Below are 21685 nucleotides of genomic sequence, written 5' to 3'. Positions count from 1 at the left end.
GAAGTGAGCACATGTTTCCAGAACGTTTAAGAGCACTACGTCGGGGGCAAAAAATGACCCTCGCTCAACTCGCGGCGGCCCTCAATCAAATGCCGACCGCAGACAAGACGACTCGTCAAAATACCGCGGCTCAAATCGGTAACTGGGAGCGGGACTTACGGACCCCGTCCTACCTAGAAGTTCGTAAATTAGCCGAATTTTTCAACGTCACGACCGATTACTTGTCAGGTAAATCAGACCAAGAAGAGTATGACCTCGGTCGCATCTTTTTATCGGGCAAGCCGTTGACGTTTAATCAAGAACAATTATCCAGTGAAGACCGCTATGAACTGTTTCAGTTGATGGATGGTTACTTACATGGTCGCCAGCATCGAGTTTCAACGGATGCGACCGGCCAAGAAGAATTAGACTTACACTTTGATGACTAGGAGTTTTTTATGAATCCCAAGAAGTTAAAACAATTAAAAAAGCGGGTCAAAAAGCAAGCCGGTGCCCCGTATATTCAACAGTTAATGAAGTACCGCGACTTATTTAAGGATGATCCCCAAATTCTAGTACTGATCAATAATGTCTTGGAAAGTGACCGCTTGCTGGCAGCCGGCTTAGCTCCCCAACAATTGCCAGTCTTAGAAGTCCCTGATGATTTTCAGGACCATCTCTTTGAGCGCATCAATCAGCAATATGCCATGGGTGATCCTGCTGGTGATGCGGCTTGGAATCAACTATCAGCCGCTCTCCCAAAAGTTGACCAACTTCTACGCAACTTTCGAGACTATATCGAAGATCAGTATGGGATGTGGGCCTACATCAGTGCGCCATTTCTGAAAGACCTAGCTGACTTCACCGGCAGCGCACCAGTTCTGGAAGTCATGGCCGGTAACGGCTATATTTCCAAGGGCCTCAAACGTCTCCATCCTGGTCAGCCAATTTATACCACGGATTCAAAGGATTGGACACACGAAACTGGCAATCAGACAGGACGCCACCCAGTCACGACGATTGAAGCGTTGGATGCCGTCAGTGCCTTCAATAAGTACGCCGCAACTATTAAATACGTCATTATGGCCTGGTCACCGGACAAATTGACTATTGATTGGGACTTGTTACAAGCTATGCGGCAAAGTCCTTACGATATCCCATTGATCGTCATTGGCGAAAAATACGGCGCCACGGGTTCCAAACAATTTTGGGACCACGCTAATTATCAGGATAACGAGGCCGTTACCAAGTTAAATGCTCATTTCCGACCATTCGACCTGATTCACGACCACGTCTATGTGGTCCGATAATTGAACACGCGTTAAATTAAAGTCGTGCTTTCAGGATTAAATTCTGAGAGCACGACTTTTAATTTTTCCGTCATAGCTGAATCTCTTTTTTGCCAAATTCATTCGTGATTTGCTTAAATCTTAGCATCACATTTTCAATTGTTGCAGTTGTTCCAATCCCGCCACCAACGATGTTCGTGAAATTCCCCCGGCAGCGAGACTTTGGTCGTCAAATTGATTAAGCGTCGCATAAAGCCAAATTCCGAGCTGCAAGAATTCAGCTTCCGTCATTGCGAACTGCAACGCTAACAACCGCTGAGCGGCTTGAGCATAGGCCCTTCTGTCAATTAGTTGTGCCAATTCGACTTGATGTGGCAACGGCTGATCTTGATCTTGCGGAAACACCACCTCAGTTGTGCCTCCCTTATGACGACTAAGCGTGTACCCTAACCCCGTTGCGAACGCATGTAACTGCCGCATTAACCAATCACTTTCATCTTGCATTAGCATTAATCCCCCTAATTGTGTGCCATCCAATAAATCGCTAAAATTGTCAAAATGACTGATAACGTACACATATACCAGTAAAATTGTTTTTCCGGTACTGTTCGACCATGATTTCCCTGATAGGCATCCGCCATACTAGTGATAAACGTCGCCAAAATTGTATATAAGATCAATAACGTAAACGCGTAGGCCGTCCAAGCCGTCCCCATCGGTTGGTGCATTGCTTGCAAGCCCCAGCCAATCAACCATCCCACCAATAAAAGACCCGTAGGCGCTGCAATTAACCGTCGCTTCATCCTCATCACTCCCCCTAGAATTAGCTTCATTATCCGCTTTTAAAACTCCCAGACCAAGCAGAATGACGCCCTAAAATTATATCCGCATAATACCAAGCCTTTTCTGCACGAAATATTGTTAAAAGGTTCCGGTTAACTCGATTCCTGTTCGTCAGCCGGTGCGCGTCCTATGCCGACCTCCGGGGCTGGGTGACAATTGCTGGAACGCAGCCGACGTCGATTTGAGCTAACGCCCAACCCGCGTCATCTCAAATACGAGTCTTATTCTAAGCCGGAAGCAACCCACTTCCGACTAAGAATAATTTGGCTACTGAGCATTGTCACCCAGCCCCTCCAGTCGGGAAGCCGCTCGAATGGCTGATGAACAGCCACTTAACTTGGTACAATTAGTCGCTGACTATTTTTTATTGGAACTTTTAGTGAAATATCAGTGTGTATTCTCTACTTTGTCGAAATATTCAACTATTACTACGGTAATTCAGAAATGGTAAGTTATCACAATAGCATCTTCAACCTGACAGTTAATTGACAAATTACTGTTTGTAAAAAACAATGACAAGTCCAGCAAAAGTTGGGTACGCACATGTCCGCCATTCGAACACTATCCCGACTGGAAGGCGTTTCGGTCAATGCTCAGCGGTGAAATTTCACTTAGCAAGCGTCCTTTGCTTGGTTAGTGGAAGACCAGTATTTAAGACGTGGGTTGCGGCTTAAATCTGTGTCCACCGCGTTCCAGCAATTGACGGAAATGCCTGGAAGTCGGCGTAGGACGCGTTTAACCAAGCATGTTTACGCTGATTCGAACTTTTTCCAGCGGGCCTAGCTGGTTACTTTTGATCTTAAACCGGAACCTTTTAACAATCATTCCTGACCTATCCTAGAACAAAAAAGCCTGCAATCAATTGATTGCAGGCTCGTTCACACTGACTATTCGACGTTGAACTCCTTGAAATAACTGGTTAGTGGTTTCAATTCGTTCGCGTCATATTTTTCTTTGAAGGCACTGACAGAAGCATCCGATGTCTTGGCTGGATCAACATTAAGGATTTCAACTGGTAACCCCCGTTTGTCCGTAATCTTGGCATCAATTAGGACCGGACGACCAGCCTTTAATTCGGTCATCGCAGTTTCGAAGGCTGCGTGCAGTTGATCAAAATGTTCAACACGGATACCTTTGACGCCCATTCCTTCAGCTATCTTAGCAAAATCAGCATCAATCAAGTCGATACCATAATATGGTTGCGGCACATCTTCTTGTTCTGATTTAATAAAGTTCAACGTTTGGTTAGACGTGACAATATTAAAGATTGGCAAGTGATACTTAACTTCGGTCAACAAGTCTTGCATGACCATTGAGAAGGCCCCGTCGCCAGCAATGTTGAAGGCTTGCCGATCAGGATAACTCATCTTCGCCGCAATCGCACCGGGAACACCGGCACCCATCGTGGCAAATAGTGCTGAAGTCAATAATTTTTGCTTGGGATTCATCTTTAGGAAACGGAAACTATTAATCGTATTGTCGCCAACATCCATTGAGAAAACTGCATCATCGGCAGCGACCCGGTTGATTTCTTGGTAGACTTGTTCGTATTCAAGTGGATCGGTCGTCCGTTCACTCAGCTTCTTCAAATACTGTTTCCAGTCAGCCATATCTGCTTTAGCCGCTTGGTAGTATGGCGACGGTGACGCTGGTTCACTTAATGCCAAGGCCCGTTTGATGAAGACTTTAGCATCGCCATTAACCCCGAAATCCAAATGATGGTGCCGACCAAACTTGCCAGGATCCAGTTCAATTTGCACATATTTGAAGTCGTGAGTCGTGTACATAATCTGTGCGAACGAATAATCCGCGCCAACTGAAACGACCAAATCGGTAATCCCCATCAGTTCATCCGCCGCTTTCGAGGCTGCCCGATAAGCGCTTCCCATATTACCATCAAAGCTATCAGGAATGACGCCCTTGGCTAACCCAGTGATAATAATCGGTACTTGCAGACGCTCCGCTAACGCCATCATGTCCTCGGTTGCACCACGCGTCCCTTGACCAACGTGGAAGACGGGGTACTTGGCGTTCTTGATCATCGTTAACACCGTCTTAACTTGTTCATCATCAATAGTAGGAATGCCGGTCAGTTTAGCAGGGACACTTGCTGAATCGTAATTAAGATCAGGAATTTCAACATATCCAAAATCATTAGGAATTGTCACCACCGCAACCCCATTTTCACGATAAGCCGTCCGAATGGCCTTATCGACGACGTATGGTAAGCTTTCTGGTGTCATGACGGTTCGATTAAAGACCGCCACATCACTAAAAATCGGTTCTTCAGCGAATTCTTGGAAATAATCATAGTTCATATTAGTATGAGCAACTTGGCCCACCAAGGCAAGTACGGGCACGTGATCTTCCTTAGCATCATACAACCCGTTGAGTAAATTAACGGCACCAGGACCGGCCGACCCAAAGGCGACCCCGATTTTACCCGTCAACTTTGCATCCGCTGCCGCAGCGAGGGCCCCCACTTGTTCGTGACGTACCTGCACATATTGGAGCCGTTCTTGCTCAACATCCAACGCGTGCATGGTTGAGTTAAACGATCCACCAGCATAGCCGTAAATCTGTTTAACATCCCAAGCTTCAATAACTTTTAACATTGCAACAGACGCTTCAATCATCTTTGCCATAGTAAATGCCTTCTTTTTAAAATTATTGTATACGTTTTCATTTACGGTTATCAGAATACATCTAAATTGTTCAAAATTCAATTGTAAACAATCATTATTTTATAAATATTTTCTTAACTAACCAAATTCGATGACCTGACACTGGTCCGAAATCGTGTTAGCCTGCCGTTGTTCTGGAAAATATTGAACGCTTATCCATCGGCTTAATCTAACCAATCAGCAAGGTGAAATAATGATGAAAGATAAAGCAATTAATATTCTGACTGCCGAACTGTCAGCACTCCCCGTTTTAATAATGACGTACTATGCGCTTACCGCGAAACCGACTGGACAGTGGCAGCTGACCTTTAGTCTCCCTGTTTATTGGCTGATCAGTTCCGACCTGTTGGCCTATCCCTGGCTCCTCACCCGGATTCCCTGCTTGCGCCACAACCCCCTTAAAATGAATTCACTGGCTCTAAAGGCAAGCTCAAGATACAACTGCCGGCTCAACGAACGGGTCGCGCGCTGGGATGATGAGATGAATCTCGCGATTTTCTTACTGGAACGCGGCTGTCTAATGTTACTGTCAGAACCACTACTTTTAGGCGATTTAGGCTATCATAGTGTCCGACGGTTATGGTATTGATGGCAATAAAAAGCACCCATGCTGTTCAGTTTTATGAACAGTGTGGGTGCTGTGTGCATTATTTAAGAATGTTGGTCTCCAAGAAGGCGACAGCAGCTTCTTGAATCTTGTGAGGTACATGGTGAACGCCACCTTCAGCGCGTTTAAAGACAGTTGCCTTCAGGGCTGGCTCATCTTTAAAACGGTGCTTAAAATCACGAATATACTGATAAGGTACCATTTGATCGGCCGTACCGTTGAAAAAGAACATTGGTCGTCCCGCCAGTGCTTCTGGGTGTTCAGATAAGTCAAACTTTGCCAATTGTTGATAAGTTTGTTCAATTAGTTCTGCTGGGAGCTTAGCTTGTAATGCCGCTGGTAATTGTGCAACTTGATCGGTTGCAAAGGCCACCGGTTCTGGTGAACCAATTAACGAGACACCAGCAACTACCGTGGGCTGCGTTGCCATAATACCGGCAGCGGTAATGCCGCCCATCGAAGTTCCCATGACACCGATTTTATTAGCATCACTAATTCCAGCAGCCACTAAGGCCGCGACTAATTGTGGAAATTCCGCAACTGAATGTCCAACAATCGACCAAAAATGTTCAGGATGCCGATCGAGATCAGTCCCATCATTTCGACTGCCATGTAAATACGCTGTCGGGAGAATGACTCGAAAACCCGCGCGTACTAACTGATAAGCCGTACCCAGTTCAGTCGCTGTCTGATTTGTCCAACCATGATAATCGATGATCGTTGGTAACTTAGTTTGTGCTTGACTAGCTGCAAACACGTGTAATACGGGCAAGTCACCAAATTTGGTCGTCCGCACCACCACATCTTCAAATAAATTTGTTGTCATGTTTATCACCGTTTCCAAAATTAATAGTTAATAGTGTAGCAGAAGCCCAAACGAAAACCAACCCAAACGCGTCCATCGTGGTTAAAGCTTAACCATCATGGACGCACTCGAGTTGGCTCGTTTTAACACGGTTAGTTATCAGCTAACGTCATGCCTTTCAAAACTACTTTTCAAGTGTATCTAAGAAATCTTCAACTTGCTTTTGGGTCTTACGGAATTTGTCAACATATCGACCAATTTCTTGACCATCTTCAATCCCAACGAAACTAGGAATCCCCATCACACCCATGTCTTGGGCAATTTCAATGTTGGCGTCACGATCAACCGTGATCCAGTCATATTGATCGTACTTCGCTTCGATTTGGGGCATTACTGGTTTAATAAAAGCGCAATCCGGGCACCAGTCCGCCGTAAAGAATAACATGTGTTTACCCGTCTTGATACGTTCGCGAATTTCTTCGTCGCTTAAAGTTGCAGTTGCCATGAAAAATGCCTCCAATATCTTTATAATAATTATAGTTTACCACATACTAAAAGTAAGTAAAGTCTTTTGCTTTATTTTGTTGCTCGGATCAGCGCTTGCTTGAGATCCGCTGCTAAATCAGCACTATTTTCGATCCCAACGGATAGCCGCAATAAGTTAGCGGTGATCCCCTTTGATTGTCGTTGCTCTTCCGTTAAATCTGCGTGTGTCTGAACTGCCGGAACTGTTAACAGGCTCTCGACACCGCCAAGACTTTCCGCAAACGAGATTACGTTCAATGCTCGTAAAAAGGTATCGACGTCGGTACCCGTAGCGAGATAAAAACTAATCATTCCACCACGTCCTGGATATAAGACGCGTTCAACGTGTTCATCTGCCTCAAGGACCGTAACGAGTTCCTGCGCATTAGCCTCCTGCTGATGCAAACGTAATGGCAAAGTCTTCAAGCTCCGTAAGAGTAGCCAAGCGTCGAACGGGTCAAGGACCGCACCAGTCGTCACCAGATTAAATTCAAGCGCATCAGCATCCGCCTGCGACTTGACTACCACTGCACCGGCTAAAACATCATTATGACCGGCTAAATACTTAGTTGCGGAATGAACGACGATGTCTGCGCCTAGATCCAGTGGCTTTTGAATCAATGGTGTATAGAAAGTATTATCAACGATTAACTTGAGGTCATGGGCGTGTGCGGTAGCCGCTGTGGCCGTAATATCTATGACCTTCATGGTTGGATTCGATGGCGTTTCCAACCACAGGGCAACGGTTTGATCGTCTGCCAGTGCTGCCAATGTCGCTTGATCCTGCCCATCCCAGACAGTAAAATCCAAATGATAATGGTCGTGTAAGAGGTCAAAGAAGCGGTACGAACCCCCATATAAGTCATCAGACACAATAATTTTGTCACCACTATTGAAAAGCGTGAAAACGAGCTGGATTGCCGCCATGCCAGAAGTCAGCGCATACGCAGCGATGCCGTGTTCCATCTCTGCCAGCACTCGTTCCAAAATACAGCGGGTCGGTTGGGCCTCGCGCGGGTAGTCAAATCCTGTAGATTGTCCTAAACCAGCATGTCGATATGCTGTCGACAAGTAGATGGGCGCCGAAATTGCCCCGGTCTTCTCATCATCACTCCGATTACCAGCTTGTGCTAACCGCGTTTCAATGTGTAATTTCTCAGCTTGTTTTGTCATAATCTCAATCCCATCCAATCTAGTTATGGTCGGGCAGTCTACAGAGACGCCAGTGTAAAAATGACTACAAAAAAAGCCGCCATCTTCAAGGGACGCCGGTCGCGTGTTACCACCCAAGTTCAATTACGGGTCACCCCGTTAAACTCATCAAGTCATTATTGACTCACTGGAGTATCGGCCAGTCCCGCCAGTACAGCCTTGCGACCGCAACTGGGCATTCCGAGTTCATCTTCATCAGGCGCTACCTTACCGCTTTACACTCCCCACGGCTCCCTGTCAAAGGTATAACCTGACTACTCTTCTCATCAACATGTTATTTAATGATATTTTCATCTTACTCTCATAATAATAGGAGCGCAAGCCCCAATCTTATTTCAGCACAATAAAAAATGGTGCCAGCATTATCCTGACCACCATTTTTACAGAAACGCATTCGACACTGCCTAGCTATCCCAATAATTTCAAGACAATCACAAAATATCCTAAAATCAAAATACTCAACCCCAGCGTCTTCAAGAGGGCTAACCACTGGCCCCCTGCAGTTCGACCTTTAGGGCCCAGACAAATCGCAACGCCGCCACAAATCACGGCCAAGGTTCCTAGCTCACGGCCCCAGTTTGCATTCAATAAGTAAATGAACGGTCCCACTAAGCCGCTGACAATCGCGACGATCCCCAGTATTTTCAGAATCAAGCGGCCCAGTCGCTTATCCTGTTCGTCATAAATTTCATGTTTCTCTTTTGCCATCAAACCAGCCACCAATCTTTATGAACTACTTTCAGTATGCCGTATTTGGTCACAATGAGCAAGAAGGCGGTTACAATATCCTGGTCAAATTACTGAGGCATCACTAGGCTAGCTTGTCATACCTTACCTTGGGCCTTGCCGGCACTTACCCGTGATAACAGCTGAATCAAGCTACCAAATTGACCATGATGATACTAAAAATTAGGTGTTCAAAATTGACACCCGCTGAACACCCAATTGGCAATAACTATTTTTCAATTATAACCTGCTAAACGACGCCATTATGGCTGTGTTGCAACAACTTGCCATACGTTCCCCTTAGCCAACTGCTGTTGTTCCAATTGACCTTGGGCGTTAATCCGAAAACGACCCGCTAAGTGTGCGACATCGGCGTTGGTATTTTCATAAACTTCCACGTAAACTAAACCACCGCTTTGATACTGATTAAACACAAAGTTTTGCTTATTGGCGGTTGTTTGTTGATAGTCCTTAGCCACTTGTTGCCAAGCCCAATCATTAATCTGACTAGCTGTTAACTGCTGTGGATTGGTCGTCTGCTGGCCGCTAGTTGATGATGAGGTCGCGGATGCAGACTGCCCGGTAGTTGTTTGACTAGTTGCAGTGGTATTTGAATGTCCCTGCGAGCTAGCTGCAGTAGCTGTCTTACTACCCTGACTAGTCGTTGCACTAGCTTCGGATTGTGACTCATTAGCTGAAGTTGTGGAAACTGACGATGCTTTAGTTGACGACGATTTAGTTGACGACGATTTAGCAGCTGTCGATTGCTTCGTCGACTTTGCTGAAGATGACGCGTCTTTTTTAGCCTTAGTCTTTGACACAACTGATTGTGTTTCACTAACCCGCGACTGACTAGACTGATGGTCGGCTTCTAAGTAATAACCGCCTCCCAGCGCAATGATCCCAGCAATCACGGCTGAACTAACTAACATTTTTTTCAAGATAATCAACTCCCCAAAGATTAATTGTCTGATGCTAACTACAGCATACGCTATGTTGTCTCACTTTACCAACGTTTACCTGTTCTGGATCGAAATTTAACTTTAAATTATATTTGGCTCAGTTGGTCCATTTTTGGGCACCTAAGATTCATTGTGCCATCCTTTTCTTGACTACGTATCTCCTCAACAACAACCGTGGCATCAGCAGAAATGAATTTTGTTAACTTGAAAGCTGTTTCCACAACCTTATTTCTTTAAAGTTCATTTTGCCATCATACTGCCCCTTATAAGTATATCGTAAATGACACCCGACTACGGCCCAAAACAGGCTAACAATGTAACCGTTTCATAATTTGTCATCAAATTGTTACTTATGTGAGGCCCCCTTCGCATGCTATAGTAATCAACCGATACAAAAAAACTAGGAGTGTGTGAATAGAATGCCACGTAATTTAAAAGAAGAAGTTGTCTTTACCGCCATTATGGCCGGTTTAATGGTCTTTGTGATGACCGCCTATAACGTTACCCTTGCTCAAGGTTTCAGCAATGGGTTAGTAATGGCAATCCTTAGTGGCTACCCACTCGGTTTATTCGTTGCCATCATTTTAGACTTATTGGTCGTGGGACCAATTGCCAAACGATTAGCTTTCAAATATATCATTAATGATTACATGCGCAAACGGGTTGTCTTGATTGGGATTACCATCTCCGTCTTGATGGTTCTTGGCATGGTAACTTGCATGTCCCTCTTCGGGATTGCAGTGGAAGGTGAATTGTCCGGAAGTCACGTTTTAGCGACTTACGGTCACACTTGGATCTTTAACTTGATTGTTGCATTACCACTCCAACTCATCATCGTCGGCCCAATCGCCCGCGGTGTGCTTGGAAAAATGCAACGGGCAACTGCTAACACCGAGTCAGCAGCTGCAATGAACGAAGAGGACTAATCTTTCAGTCCATTGACGGACGGTCGCCGGGATAATCTTATCCTGATGGCCGTCCGTTTTATTTTACGACTATCCAGTCGACCACCGCTTTTGCCGAATAGTCCACCCTATGAAAGTCTTATGCGTGATCTGTACGCAAAAAAAAACGCGTGTCAGCCATCCGAAAATGGTTAACACGCGTTCATCGCGGCACTGGTAAAACCAGCGGGAGTGACACTCCACAATGTCAGTGACCCAGACACTCTGAAATACGTCAGAGAAACGTGCCCCGCTATCAATATTAGTCACTAGCCGCTCGCGCGGAACCGTTATTGCTAACGATCTGACTCTATCGACTCATCGCATGGACTACCATATCATCTTCATTGATAAAATGCAAGTCGCACCGCCACAAAATTCGTGGCTCCTACTCACCACAGTTGGGCCGCAGTACTTAACTTTTCGCAACCAAAAAAATTGAGTATCCCGTTCGATTTAATGAACGACACACTCAATTCCATTGGTATTTTGATTTTGGCTTGGCTCCAATATCAATTCTTACCTTACCATAGTCATGTAAAGATTTAGTAATTAACTCGTAAAGATTACGTTTAAGCTTCCGCCGCCGTGATCTGATCTAAGCGATCAGTCTGAGCCGTCAGCCAATCGGTTAATAACTTTTCAGCGTTGGCTTGATCAGCGAGCACGTCGGCAACGCTTCCCAGCTCATCAATTCGCAATCCTGATGGTAACGCATCGGATTCTGCAATCATGTAAACGTTGATTGGCAGCGTATCCTCTGCCGCCGTAACCTTTCCAATTTCGGTCAGATTAGCCAGTGGCAAATTAATAACACTCGTCTCCAACCGAAAGCTGATAGCTGGCTCATGCTTAGCCGTCAGCGTCACTTGGGCAAGCTGGTCGGCATTGAGTGCCGCTACCAGCTTCGCCAGCCAAGGCTTAACCTTGGTCGCTAGTTTGGCATAGGTACCAGTCAAGCTATCCTGCGTAACCTTGTCAGCCGTAACATCATCAATAAAAGCTTGTACGTTTCGTTGCATAAAACATTATCCCTCATTCATTATTCAATTTCGTTAATTTGCACGTCGCCAGCGAGTCAGTAACACCAACGTATAAAAGTTGATCCCCAATCCAATCACACCCATAACTTCTAACGCCAGTTTAATTTCCATGCCAGCCGTACTCTGATAGCCCGACATTAAGGCGCTGACAAGTCCCAAGCTATATATCAGTACAACTAACCCTAGGACGTAAAAACCCAGCATACGATTAATATACACTGCTAGAACGCCTAGAAAATATAAGACTAGGGCAATCAGCAACCCCTGCCACATTTCCGCTACCGAAATATTTTTTGCCTGCAGGTGAAAATGGCTAGTCGACATCATCCAATTGACGATACCGTAACAAAAAAAGGACACAAACGCAAATGCAACTAAGCGAGTCAGTTTCAACAAATCACTCCTATTATTGGGCAATTAAGTCAATAACGGCTGACCGTTCAATTCCCGTGAAGTACTGATTTAAATCAATATCTGCCAGCGCTTTAGCGATGGCCTCATGGTCGTACCGCACACCTTTAAGGGCGGCTTCAATATCTTGAACGTTGCCACTACCAAAGAAATCACCATAAAATTTAATGTTATTGATCAAGCCGTCATCAACCGAGATCCGCGCATCAATGGTTCCCATATCAAAGTGTTGACGCCGCTTAACCGAGAATTCCGGTGATTTACCGTAAACCCAATCCCAATTAGCATAATAGTCTTCGTAAATTTTATCAATAGCTTTTTGTTGTTCAGGTGTCACGTGATATTCCTTATCCGCAATCTGATCCAACGAATCAACATGGAACAACTCTTTTAACAGGGCATCCTGAAATTCTGGCACCGTGATATTCTGATATTCTGGCGCTAAATAAGGCCGTAAATTCGTGACCCGACTCCGAACGGACTTAATACCTTTGGAAGCAATCTTGTCGGTCGGGACTGTTAGCGCCTGTGGGACAACGTTTAAATCAACATTCAACATCAAAGTGCCATGGGAGAACGTCTTGCCATTCCGTGAATACATGGCGTTACCGGAGAATTTCTTACCATCAACGAGCAAATCATTGCGACCACTGACCGTCGCTGTCGTCGCCCCCATATCGTGAAGCGCATCAATGATTGGCTTGGTAAATGTCTTAAAGTCGCCAAACTCTTGACTGTCACTATCCACCACAAAGCTGAAGCAGAGGTTACCAAGATCTTGATACACAGCCCCACCACCAGAGAGACGCCGCGTTACGGTAATGTGATGTTCCCGGACATAGTCGGCATTAATTTCTTCAAGGGTGTTCTGGTTCCGACCAACAATGATGCACGGTTCTTCATAGTAGAACAAAACTAATGGTTCATCGAAATCCACGTTATTCATTAAATATTGTTCGGTTGCCAAGTTACGGCCAATCTCATGATCTTTCATTGCGACATAATACATGTTTTAAAATCTCCTTCAGCTTTAGGTTACTTTAATCATACAGCAAGATGAAAAAAGGACCCACAATGTGAGCCCATTTTTTGGAAGAATCATACAAAAAGTTTGGCGTGGCATTCTTCACACCACAAGATGACTGATTCACTATCCACATCCGTGAACGTTTGATTGGCGGCAATCCGTTCTCCGTGGACATAACCGTGCCATCAATAGATGGAGGTTGGGCCAGTCAGTTATCCGAAATTAGCGGAAACGCTGCTATACTGCACTAGCTATCACTTGACGGGTTTGTTACAACAATTGGGTAACAGTTTGATACTGACCTGTGACTCTTCCGATAAATCCAATATAGCATACAATGTAAGCGATTGCAAACCGAGTAAAAAAACAACCTAGTCAGCCGAAGCCAACTAGGTTGCCGAAACATTAATAGCGGTCGTAATCGCTATTCCATTTCAATATCCTTAGTATAAAGCCATTTGGACGCCGGAACAACTAATATGCCTAGCCTTCAAGCTTAGCAACATAGTGCGTTGCACCGGAGCGACTCAGATATCGGAGCCACGTGTAACCCTCAGCTTGAACCGTCCCATTGTAATAAACCGTTTCACCTGGGTTATATTCACCGACAACGCTTGCGCGCGTACTTGGCGCCGTACGAATATTAGTCGTCGTTACGAAGCGGAACGCCCCTTGACTGTTTGTTACCGGCTTAGACGTCGTATTTCCGGTAGCGGCATTACCACTAATCGCTACGTAATGTTGGGCGCCCGAATAAGACAAATACCGTAACCAAGTCTGGCCGTTAGCCGTTACCTTAGCGTTGTAGTAGACTGTATCACCAGCACTATAGGTACCGACACTTGGGGCATTTCCGGCCGGTGTATTCTTAATCGCCGTTGTTTGCGTAAAGCGATAACTACCACTTTGAGGCGTTACTTGCGGTTTATCAACATTGGTCGACGTACTCTCACCACTAATTTGCACATAATGCTGGGCACCTGAGTAAGACATGTAACGTAACCAAGTCTGACCATTTGTCGTCACCTTACCATTGTAATAGACCGTATCGCCAGCATTATAAGACCCAACCGTTGTCGCACTAGTTGCAGGTGAACTCTTGATTGCTGTCGTTTTCGTGAAACGATACGACCCACTGGTTGCAACCACGTCCGGTTTAGCCACAGCACCAACCTCATCACCACTCATAGCCACGTAATGCTGAGCGCCTGAATAGGATAAATACCGTAACCAAGTTGTCCCACCCGTGGTAATCTTGCCATTATAGTAAACCGTCTCACCAGCATTATAAGTGCCGACCACTTGAGCCGTTTTGCTTGCGGCTGATCGAATGTTGGTCTTTGCGGTAAACTTATACGACCCACTAGCTGGCGTAACTGTCGCCTGGTTATTATTATCATTAGTTGTTGTTTGACTAATCATCACATACCGTGATACGCCAGAATAGGACTGATAGCGTAACCAAGTTGCATTACCGACCGTTAACTTACCATTGTAATTGACTGTTTCACCAGCGTTGTAAGTACCCACTACGGCACTCGTGGCGTCCGGCGCATTGTGAATTGTCGTTGTCTTAGTAAACTTATGTGTACCACTGGTTGGGGTGACGTCTTGATCAGGCTGAACTTGGTTATTATCATTTCCGCCACTTGCCTGACCACTGAGCGCTTCTTGATCCCACTCGTGTAGCTTGTTATATTCAATGATGCTGATCAGCGAACTCGCGTACGTTGGCGCGGTTGCGTAACCGTCTTGTTGCAAGAGACTGGCAACGCGCCGATAATCGGTAACCCCAATTAAATTGCTGTAACGCGGATTGACAACCAAAAAGGCGCCATGATCTTCAACACTAGCTGACCAATTCGGGTACTTCCGAAAAGCGTCTTGAATCGTAATGTATTGTGAGCCATTCCATTCCTGGGTTGGGAAGTAGATTGATTGCCCTTGATAACTTCCCTTGATACCGAATAAGTTATTTCCCTCAGTTGCTAGTTGTGACTGTCCCCAGCCACTTTCCAGAATCGCCTGTGCGGCCGTGACTGATGGCAAGACTTGATACTTGTTCCAACCAGAGATTGCCCCCGCTTTAATCTGACTCAGGAAGATTTCCTGACTAGTCATTGCCCGCGTGGACCGTGCCATCATCGCTGATGACTGGACCGCATCAGCCGCCACAGCCGTCTCAATCTTTGGTGAGATTTTCGCGGCTACCGCCTGCTCAGTCGCTTGCTTAGGTGCGGCTGACGATGCGGCTGATTTGGCTACTTCACTCGTCACAGTCGCGCTGGATTGGTCCGTAGTGACATGACTATCCTGACTTGCGGCCGCGCTGGCTTTAGCCGTCTCATTAGTCGTACTGTGACTGGCTTGGCTCGTGGCTGCACTAGCTTTGGCCGTTTTATCAAGTTGATCAACAGCACTAGTTGTGGAGTCCGCCGTAGCACTAGCAGCCGCGTTATCCTTGGCAGCTTCACTGGCGGAGGACTGGCTTTGCAGTCCTGTACTGTCAGCTTTAGCGGCTTGGCTGGCTGCCCGCACTGTGACACGACTTGCCGCACTGGTAGTAGACGTCGTCGTACTGGTTGATTCAGCTTGATCGTCAGTCTTGGCACCGTCACTGGCAACTGATTGGTCAGTCGCACCAGCCGCTGTCGTTTCCGTCTGACTGCCAGCACTTAAGGTCACTTGTTGGCTTGCAGCTGAAGCAGCGCTGTTTCCCTTAGTCGCAGCTGCCGGTTTTTGATTTTCACTTGCCGTATCAGCTTTACTACTCAACATCGGCAGCAAAGCGGTACTTAGCAATAATGAAGTTACTACTTTTTTTGTCATTCCAATTTTCAATTTTAAAATCCCCAAACTTTCCGTGAGTTAGCTGTTAGCACAACCGATTTAATTCCCCTGTAGCACCTGCTATTACAGAATAATATTAGCATGTCGAAGAGGGACATTCAAACGAGATCGCTTCGAATTATTTTATTAATATCAATTGATTGACACCGTTATCATTTTAACTGATTGATCAGTTAACAATTTGTTATCGTTGACCGAATTGACAATCGCTGCAAGACGTTATGACCAGGGGCTTTTCCAAAATCACCTTGCTTCTCAATTACTGTATTTAAATTAAATGTGACTGATTGATCGATTAACGACCTTGAAGAATATTATTTTTCAATGACTAGTACCGACTGAAAAAAATTAGTCATTTTTCAGTCCATTAAAATAATTATCCTTACAAACTCAAGTTATCAAATAAATCAATCGATTTTAAATGCTTACATTGCTGAAAATTAATGCTAAAATATAGTTATTAACTAGCCATATCAAACGGGGGTAACCATTATGTTACAACAATATCAAAATATCCTGGTACCAGTTGATGGCTCCAAGGCTACCGACGAAGTTCTTCGGCGGGGCATCGAAGTCGCTAAGCGTAACAAGACCCATCTCGACATTTTAAACGTGTTGGAAGTCAACCAATTTAGTGACACGTACGGCGGTGCGGTCAGTGGTGATGTCATCTACAAGTTGTCGGAAGACGTTCAAAAGCGCTTGGAAGAACTCAAGCAACAAACAATTGACGCTGGGGTGACCGACGTTGATGTCCATGTTCGTTTTGGTAATCCCAAAACGGTTATCGCGCGTGAATTTCCCGCTGACCACCATAATGAATTAATTATGATTGGTTCAACCGGCTTATCTGCCGTTGAACGTTTGATGGTCGGTTCCGTAACCACCTACGTCAGTCGCAACGCAATTTGTGACGTTTTGATCGTTAAGCCGACCGCTAAAAAAGAAGACTAACAAAAAAGTCTGGATACGTTCCAGACTTTTTTAGTGGTTTCCGTGCGTTGCCCCGTCTTCCCCGTTATAAAGGAGCTTTATTCATGACCTGGACTTATCAACTCACTATCCCGTCTAGCTTGAATCAACAGTCGATTCGGGCTTGCCTTCGGACCTGGCTGATTCCTAAGCGGATTCAGGGCCAGTTACGCCAAACGCGGCGGATTCAGCTGAACGGTGCACCAACGTCGATTGCACAACTCGTCAATACTGGTGATTGCCTGACGCTGACGTTTATCCCCAGTGACTTTCGGACTCCGACCTCAAACTATATTGCGGCTGCCACGGCCCCAGCCACGATTTTATATCAAAACAGCGATCTGTTAGTCGTTGATAAACCCGCTGGCGTGAAATCGCATCCTAATCAACCAGGTGAAACCGGATCAATTTTAAATGACCTAGCAGCCACACTCCAACCAACTCAGCAGGTACCATACATGGTTCACCGGCTCGATCAGATGACTTCTGGTGCGATGCTAGTCGCATTGAACCCGGTCGTCGTCCCGATTTTAGACCGCTTAATCAGTGACAAGCAAATTCGCCGGACTTATTATGCCTGGGTACGTGGTCACTTTACCACGCCAACTGGGCATTTCACCGCGCCAATCGGTCACGATGCTACCGACAAACGCAAACGCTGGGTCAACACGGCCGATGCCCAGCCAGCACTCACCGACTACGAAGTATGTGCAACAACCGCCCATCAGAGTTTAGTTAAACTGACCCTGCATACTGGCCGTACCCATCAGCTACGGGTCCACTTGGCCGCCAGTGACCACCCGATTATCGGTGATCCACTTTACGACTCGCAAGCGGAGTCGGCGCCTCGGCTGATGTTACATGCCCAATTGTTGGATCTACAACTTCCATTTAGCACCACACGGGTGACGGTACCGGCCCCATTGCCAAGTTTATTTAATAGTCCGCATTTAATCGAGCGCTACTGACTAAGCAAGTTCAACTTCATTCAGATGGCTACCGGCGCTTGCCATCAAACTGTTGTGAAAGTATCTATCTTGAAGGGTCCAAAAAGGAAGCTCAGTGAGCTTCCTTTTTTTGACACCTGCATATTTATCTTAGCCAAAAAGAGCTTAATTATGCCTCTAAACTGTTAATTTGAGCGATAATAAATCTTATCACTTGGAATGTTTTGGGGATCATTTTGCGTTCCTAACGCTACGATACGGTCCCGACTACTATCACCATTATTTAGGTCAGCATTATTTCCACCGGGCATAAATACCACATCATAAAGTCCGCCAGATGAGCCTGATATTGAAAAACTGCCTTGAAGCATGCTGGCACCATTTGAGGTTTGATAAGTTAATTGTTGATGATACTTCAATCCATCAACCGTCTTAGAATTTCCTTGCTGATCATCTAATGATGGCACATCCATTTTGAGTTTAGTAATCGTCCCCGGAGTAGCGTCTTGCGTCAGGCCAAAATCGCTAAATTTCATCCGCTGATTATGAATCTTGATTTGATTTCCTTGTCCATTTTGCCAAGTCCCATTCAAACTTGAATAATCACCAGTTTTAATCTGGCCGAGCGCCATTGTCGACTTGCGGTTTCCCGTATTGGCGGCGGTCGTTTGACGTTCAAAAACTTTTACATAAGAATTATTACTTGTGCGCGTTATGATTCGCTCAGTATCCGTCTTAATGGTGGCAGGAACGTTATCACCCCAGCCACTGATTGCAACTCCCTTTGGATAAAACCAGTACGTGACGGCAGCTGCACCGATATCACCATCAATATGCAGTGCGCCTTTTTCCTGTTTGATGGTAGTAGTAACAGCCTCTTCATCACCATTCGCATCTTCAAATTTCCCACTTGCTAAGGCTATTTCACCGTCACTGATTTTCGTGTCTTTTACGGTTAATTTAGCGCCAGCCTCGGGAGATTGCCAAACATCGCCCTTAGTATCATGCTTATTGACACTACTAGCAACTTCCTTCCAGTCACCTAACAAACTCCCATAGGAGCCCTGACTGATCTCATTAAGATTCATAGTCGTAGCCCCCCGTTGTTGAGACGTTGTTTTTGTCGACTGAGAACTTGCGTTGACTGACGTACTCGTTGCCTTAGTTGCATCATTTGTTTTGTGCGCCTTATCAGTAATCACTTTGGGCTTCACTTTGACCACACTAACGCCATGCTTCTTATCCGCATGTGACGCTTGCGAGGCCTGCTGTGAGCTACCACAACCGCTAATAAATAACAGTAACAGCAGACTGATACAGACAGTTTCACTTTTTTTCAAAATCTGGTCCCCTTTTTTTCCGCTCTGAATCCATGGCATCGTCTCTTTAAAAATTAACTAATCCGTCACGGCGGTAATCCGACGGTACTAACGCTTACGAAAATAGTGACGATAGTTGTGAGAAAAGCATATTGCCACCTAAAACGGCTAATATCATGACATAAACAGATAGTGCAAAACCTAATGCGATTTCAGCAATGATTAACGCATAAAATTTGTCAATATGGGGCTTCACAACATTATCAATAATGATATAAATAAATGCCAGATTCATAATCCCGATGGTTGGGATCATAAAGAAGAACAATCCAGTCATGCCAGAAAAATTACCAGTTCCAGTGAGAATCGTCAAAAGCAACGTGAGTAGATTAAAGATTAGAATCAAATTCGTAATTGCTGCAAATTGATTGATAAAATCACTAAATTGCATCGAACCAGTATTAACAACGCGGCGAAAGGCATAGGCAATGCTAACATAAATCGCATATATCCCAAGAACCATGAAAAACACCAGCATACTCGTTTTTAGGATAAAGCTGCCAGCATGAATCGCAGCTTCCGAACTACCACCAGTCAATGAACTAGTAAAATCATTGGCGACATTTTGTGCCTTACGTAAGATTAACGCAATTGATAAAACCAGTAAAAAGGCCTCAAGACCGATCGAAGTTAGTCCAAAGTACCGATTAGTCGGTTCAATCGGATGACCGGGATGCCGGATCGTCATCTTAAACCACGAAAAGTAGCTTCCAGAGAACTTTTTGACATGTTGGACGGTATCTGTGGTCAAAATTTTATTGACGGTATCATCACTACTACGTTCAACCGTATTCTCGGATTCGGCAACTGACTGCCCTTGATCCGGAATTTCCTGGTTTGGGGCAACCACAGCACCACATTTCGGGCAAAACTTCGCCCCGGCTTTCAGTTGATTGCCACACTGCGAGCAAAAAAGTGCCTGCTTATTCATTTAAACATCCTCCAAATTAATCATAAATTTCTCGTTAATCATTTGAATCTACCGTTTCAAACTTACCGGTACTCGTGTTGTAGCGCGCTAGAATATCATTAACATCATCATATCGATAAGTATCTGCTAAATCATTAGTACCACTAACATAGCATTTAATTTCATACACATCCGTGTGTGGTTCACTCGCCGTATAATCATAATCACTAATATCCCCACCGGTAGCCGCGGCAATTTCTGACACAGCTGTCTGAGCTGAACTAGACAAATCATCATAAGCACTGCCCGTACCACTCTGCGATTCACTCTCGCTGTTGATTAAACTCGAGTCTGATTCATCACTGGCAGTGGTAGCTTTGGTGTCAGTATTCGCCGTTGACGTTGTCGCTGCCTTTTTATTCGCAACTAACGAAATTAATTCATGGACGTTCGCGTGCCCCATCAGATTAACCTTGTGCGTGATTGTCGTGTCAGAATTACTTAGTTTAAACATATAGGTCCCCGGAAACAGCGGACCAACCTTATAAGTGGTATGCGCACTTTCGGTGGTCACCAATTCGATGTCATTTGCTTCCAGTGTGGCATTTTTTAGATTGGTCGTGATTAACGGCTGCATCGTGGTGACGCGTAATTTGTAAGTTGGGAATAGTGTCCACTTAGTTCCGATTTGCTTAACAACAAACGTGTGATCACTAGAATAACCGTTATGTTGTAAGTCTGTTTTCAGATCTTGTGCGTACTGGGGATGTTTTTGGATATAGGTCATTAAGGGCTTTACGGACTGTTTTGTGATTTTTAACCCAGTATTATCGCTAACTAAGTGTTTCGACAATGTCGTGGGCTTATTACTAGTCATCATTTCGACTTCCGCGGCAATCTGCTGATTTTTACCAGTGTGATATTGATAAAACCCAAATCCACCTCCCACAATAATGACGACTGCGAGCACGCTTCCACTGATTCGCAACCACCTTGATTGCTGCGTCTTAGCTGGTTTATGAGCTTGATATTGCCTTGAATCCCCGAGTTTCTGCTCCGTTCCACTGGCTTGCGTTCGTTCAGCACTGTCAATATGAGTCAGATCCGCTCCGCAATTTTCGCAAAAAACATTATCAGCCTCATTTTCATGCTGACAATTTGGACATATTTTCATTTTTGGTACACTCCTCCATTAATTTGACATCCGATGAAATAAGCTCCTCCCAACACTCTGATTTCTATTCTGCTTTGCAAGCTATACTAATTATTTAATAGCGTTATAACAAAGCTTTAATAACATTATATACGACTAAAAGAAGTATTTAAAGACCTTTATAGTATGTTGCTATTTTATCATTAACCGTAACCTAATAATTGCTTTGTCACATTCAACGGATCACAAATTCAGCATGAGTTCGATAACTGAAAGCAAAGTAACGTGATTTAATTAGCATCACGTATCAAAAGCTTTAATGACCTTATAACGGTACTTATAAGGTACTTACAGCTCTGTTTCAAGCATAGCGAAACCTCTAAAATTAGTGCTAAGACGCTTAATGGATTAAGGAGG

21 protein-coding genes are annotated in these 21685 nt (G+C 44.9%); 6 read left to right on the top strand and 15 right to left on the bottom strand.

The features are described from left to right. The first annotated feature begins 11 nt into the window (after positions 1-11). Both E5260_RS04250 and E5260_RS04245 read left to right on the top strand, forming a co-directional pair. Positions 12-428, top strand: a complete 417-nt coding sequence (locus E5260_RS04250; RefSeq protein WP_003642665.1) for a helix-turn-helix domain-containing protein — start codon at positions 12-14, stop codon at positions 426-428. 9 nt (positions 429-437) lie between these two features. Further along, on the top strand, positions 438-1289 hold the full coding sequence (locus tag E5260_RS04245; RefSeq protein WP_003642664.1) for a hypothetical protein: 852 nt from the start codon (positions 438-440) through the stop codon (positions 1287-1289). Positions 1290-1415: 126 nt separating this feature from the next. Here the strand turns inward: E5260_RS04245 and E5260_RS04240 are convergent, their stop codons facing one another. The 3 genes from E5260_RS04240 to spxB form a co-directional block, all read right to left on the bottom strand. Beyond that, positions 1416-1772, bottom strand: a complete 357-nt coding sequence (locus E5260_RS04240; protein WP_003644700.1) for a DUF6483 family protein — start codon at positions 1770-1772, stop codon at positions 1416-1418. A 14-nt stretch (positions 1773-1786) separates the two neighbouring features. Further along, a complete protein-coding gene (locus tag E5260_RS04235; RefSeq protein ID WP_003642662.1) occupies positions 1787-2101 on the bottom strand; it encodes a LasU family protein in 315 nt (104 codons plus the stop codon). Between the two features lie 897 nt (positions 2102-2998). Then, positions 2999-4756 (bottom strand): pyruvate oxidase, encoded by a 1758-nt coding sequence (gene spxB / locus E5260_RS04230; RefSeq protein WP_003644701.1) that lies wholly within the window; start codon positions 4754-4756, stop codon positions 2999-3001. A gap of 235 nt (positions 4757-4991) precedes the next feature. Between spxB and E5260_RS04225 the strand changes: the two genes are divergently transcribed. Next, on the top strand, positions 4992-5384 hold the full coding sequence (locus E5260_RS04225) for a hypothetical protein (protein WP_224272114.1): 393 nt from the start codon (positions 4992-4994) through the stop codon (positions 5382-5384). A 58-nt stretch (positions 5385-5442) separates the two neighbouring features. On the opposite strand, the gene E5260_RS04220 is transcribed toward E5260_RS04225, so the two are convergent. From E5260_RS04220 to E5260_RS04200, 5 genes are all read right to left on the bottom strand, one after another. Continuing rightward, on the bottom strand, positions 5443-6228 hold the full coding sequence (locus E5260_RS04220; protein WP_003642658.1) for an alpha/beta fold hydrolase: 786 nt from the start codon (positions 6226-6228) through the stop codon (positions 5443-5445). A gap of 163 nt (positions 6229-6391) precedes the next feature. Then, the gene (locus tag E5260_RS04215; RefSeq protein WP_003642657.1) at positions 6392-6712 is read right to left on the bottom strand and encodes a thioredoxin family protein; all 321 of its coding nucleotides are present in this window, start codon (positions 6710-6712) and stop codon (positions 6392-6394) included. A 71-nt stretch (positions 6713-6783) separates the two neighbouring features. Further along, positions 6784-7905 carry a PLP-dependent transferase gene (locus E5260_RS04210; protein WP_003642656.1) on the bottom strand — a complete coding sequence of 374 codons (1122 nt, stop codon included), beginning with the start codon at positions 7903-7905 and terminating at the stop codon, positions 6784-6786. Positions 7906-8352: 447 nt separating this feature from the next. Further along, complete coding sequence (locus tag E5260_RS04205) at positions 8353-8652, bottom strand: hypothetical protein (protein WP_003642655.1); 300 nt, start codon at positions 8650-8652, stop codon at positions 8353-8355. Between the two features lie 281 nt (positions 8653-8933). Then, positions 8934-9611 (bottom strand): hypothetical protein, encoded by a 678-nt coding sequence (locus E5260_RS04200; protein ID WP_003642654.1) that lies wholly within the window; start codon positions 9609-9611, stop codon positions 8934-8936. A 440-nt stretch (positions 9612-10051) separates the two neighbouring features. Between E5260_RS04200 and E5260_RS04195 the strand changes: the two genes are divergently transcribed. Further along, complete coding sequence (locus tag E5260_RS04195; RefSeq protein ID WP_003642653.1) at positions 10052-10558, top strand: DUF2798 domain-containing protein; 507 nt, start codon at positions 10052-10054, stop codon at positions 10556-10558. A 590-nt stretch (positions 10559-11148) separates the two neighbouring features. Here E5260_RS04195 and E5260_RS04190 read toward each other — a convergent pair. The 4 genes from E5260_RS04190 to E5260_RS04175 all read right to left on the bottom strand — a co-directional run bounded on the left by E5260_RS04190 (position 11149) and on the right by E5260_RS04175 (position 15898). Further along, on the bottom strand, positions 11149-11598 hold the full coding sequence (locus tag E5260_RS04190) for a hypothetical protein (protein ID WP_003642652.1): 450 nt from the start codon (positions 11596-11598) through the stop codon (positions 11149-11151). Positions 11599-11631: 33 nt separating this feature from the next. Next, the gene (locus tag E5260_RS04185; RefSeq protein WP_003642651.1) at positions 11632-12012 is read right to left on the bottom strand and encodes a hypothetical protein; all 381 of its coding nucleotides are present in this window, start codon (positions 12010-12012) and stop codon (positions 11632-11634) included. Between the two features lie 13 nt (positions 12013-12025). Continuing rightward, complete coding sequence (locus tag E5260_RS04180) at positions 12026-13039, bottom strand: lipoate--protein ligase (protein ID WP_003642650.1); 1014 nt, start codon at positions 13037-13039, stop codon at positions 12026-12028. 501 nt (positions 13040-13540) lie between these two features. Further along, positions 13541-15898 (bottom strand): SH3 domain-containing protein, encoded by a 2358-nt coding sequence (locus E5260_RS04175; RefSeq protein WP_003644705.1) that lies wholly within the window; start codon positions 15896-15898, stop codon positions 13541-13543. 501 nt (positions 15899-16399) lie between these two features. On the opposite strand from E5260_RS04175, the gene E5260_RS04170 reads away from it, so the two are divergent. Next, complete coding sequence (locus E5260_RS04170) at positions 16400-16861, top strand: universal stress protein (RefSeq protein WP_003642648.1); 462 nt, start codon at positions 16400-16402, stop codon at positions 16859-16861. A gap of 83 nt (positions 16862-16944) precedes the next feature. Further along, entirely contained in the window at positions 16945-17847 is a 903-nt protein-coding gene (locus tag E5260_RS04165) for an RluA family pseudouridine synthase (protein ID WP_003642647.1), read from the top strand. Between the two features lie 164 nt (positions 17848-18011). Here E5260_RS04165 and E5260_RS04160 read toward each other — a convergent pair whose 3' ends face one another. The 3 genes from E5260_RS04160 to E5260_RS04150 form a co-directional block, all read right to left on the bottom strand. After that, positions 18012-19166 carry a DUF6287 domain-containing protein gene (locus E5260_RS04160; protein ID WP_024971435.1) on the bottom strand — a complete coding sequence of 385 codons (1155 nt, stop codon included), beginning with the start codon at positions 19164-19166 and terminating at the stop codon, positions 18012-18014. A 94-nt stretch (positions 19167-19260) separates the two neighbouring features. Continuing rightward, entirely contained in the window at positions 19261-20136 is an 876-nt protein-coding gene (locus E5260_RS04155; protein ID WP_003642645.1) for a zinc ribbon domain-containing protein, read from the bottom strand. Between the two features lie 34 nt (positions 20137-20170). Beyond that, positions 20171-21289 (bottom strand): zinc ribbon domain-containing protein, encoded by a 1119-nt coding sequence (locus E5260_RS04150; protein WP_003642644.1) that lies wholly within the window; start codon positions 21287-21289, stop codon positions 20171-20173. Positions 21290-21685: the final 396 nt, after the last annotated feature.

Origin of the sequence: Lactiplantibacillus plantarum (assembly GCF_014131735.1) — a bacterium.
Lineage (GTDB): Bacteria > Bacillota > Bacilli > Lactobacillales > Lactobacillaceae > Lactiplantibacillus > Lactiplantibacillus plantarum.
The sequence above is the reverse complement of the archived record's forward strand: the minus strand, read 5'-3'. Positions and strand labels throughout refer to the sequence as shown.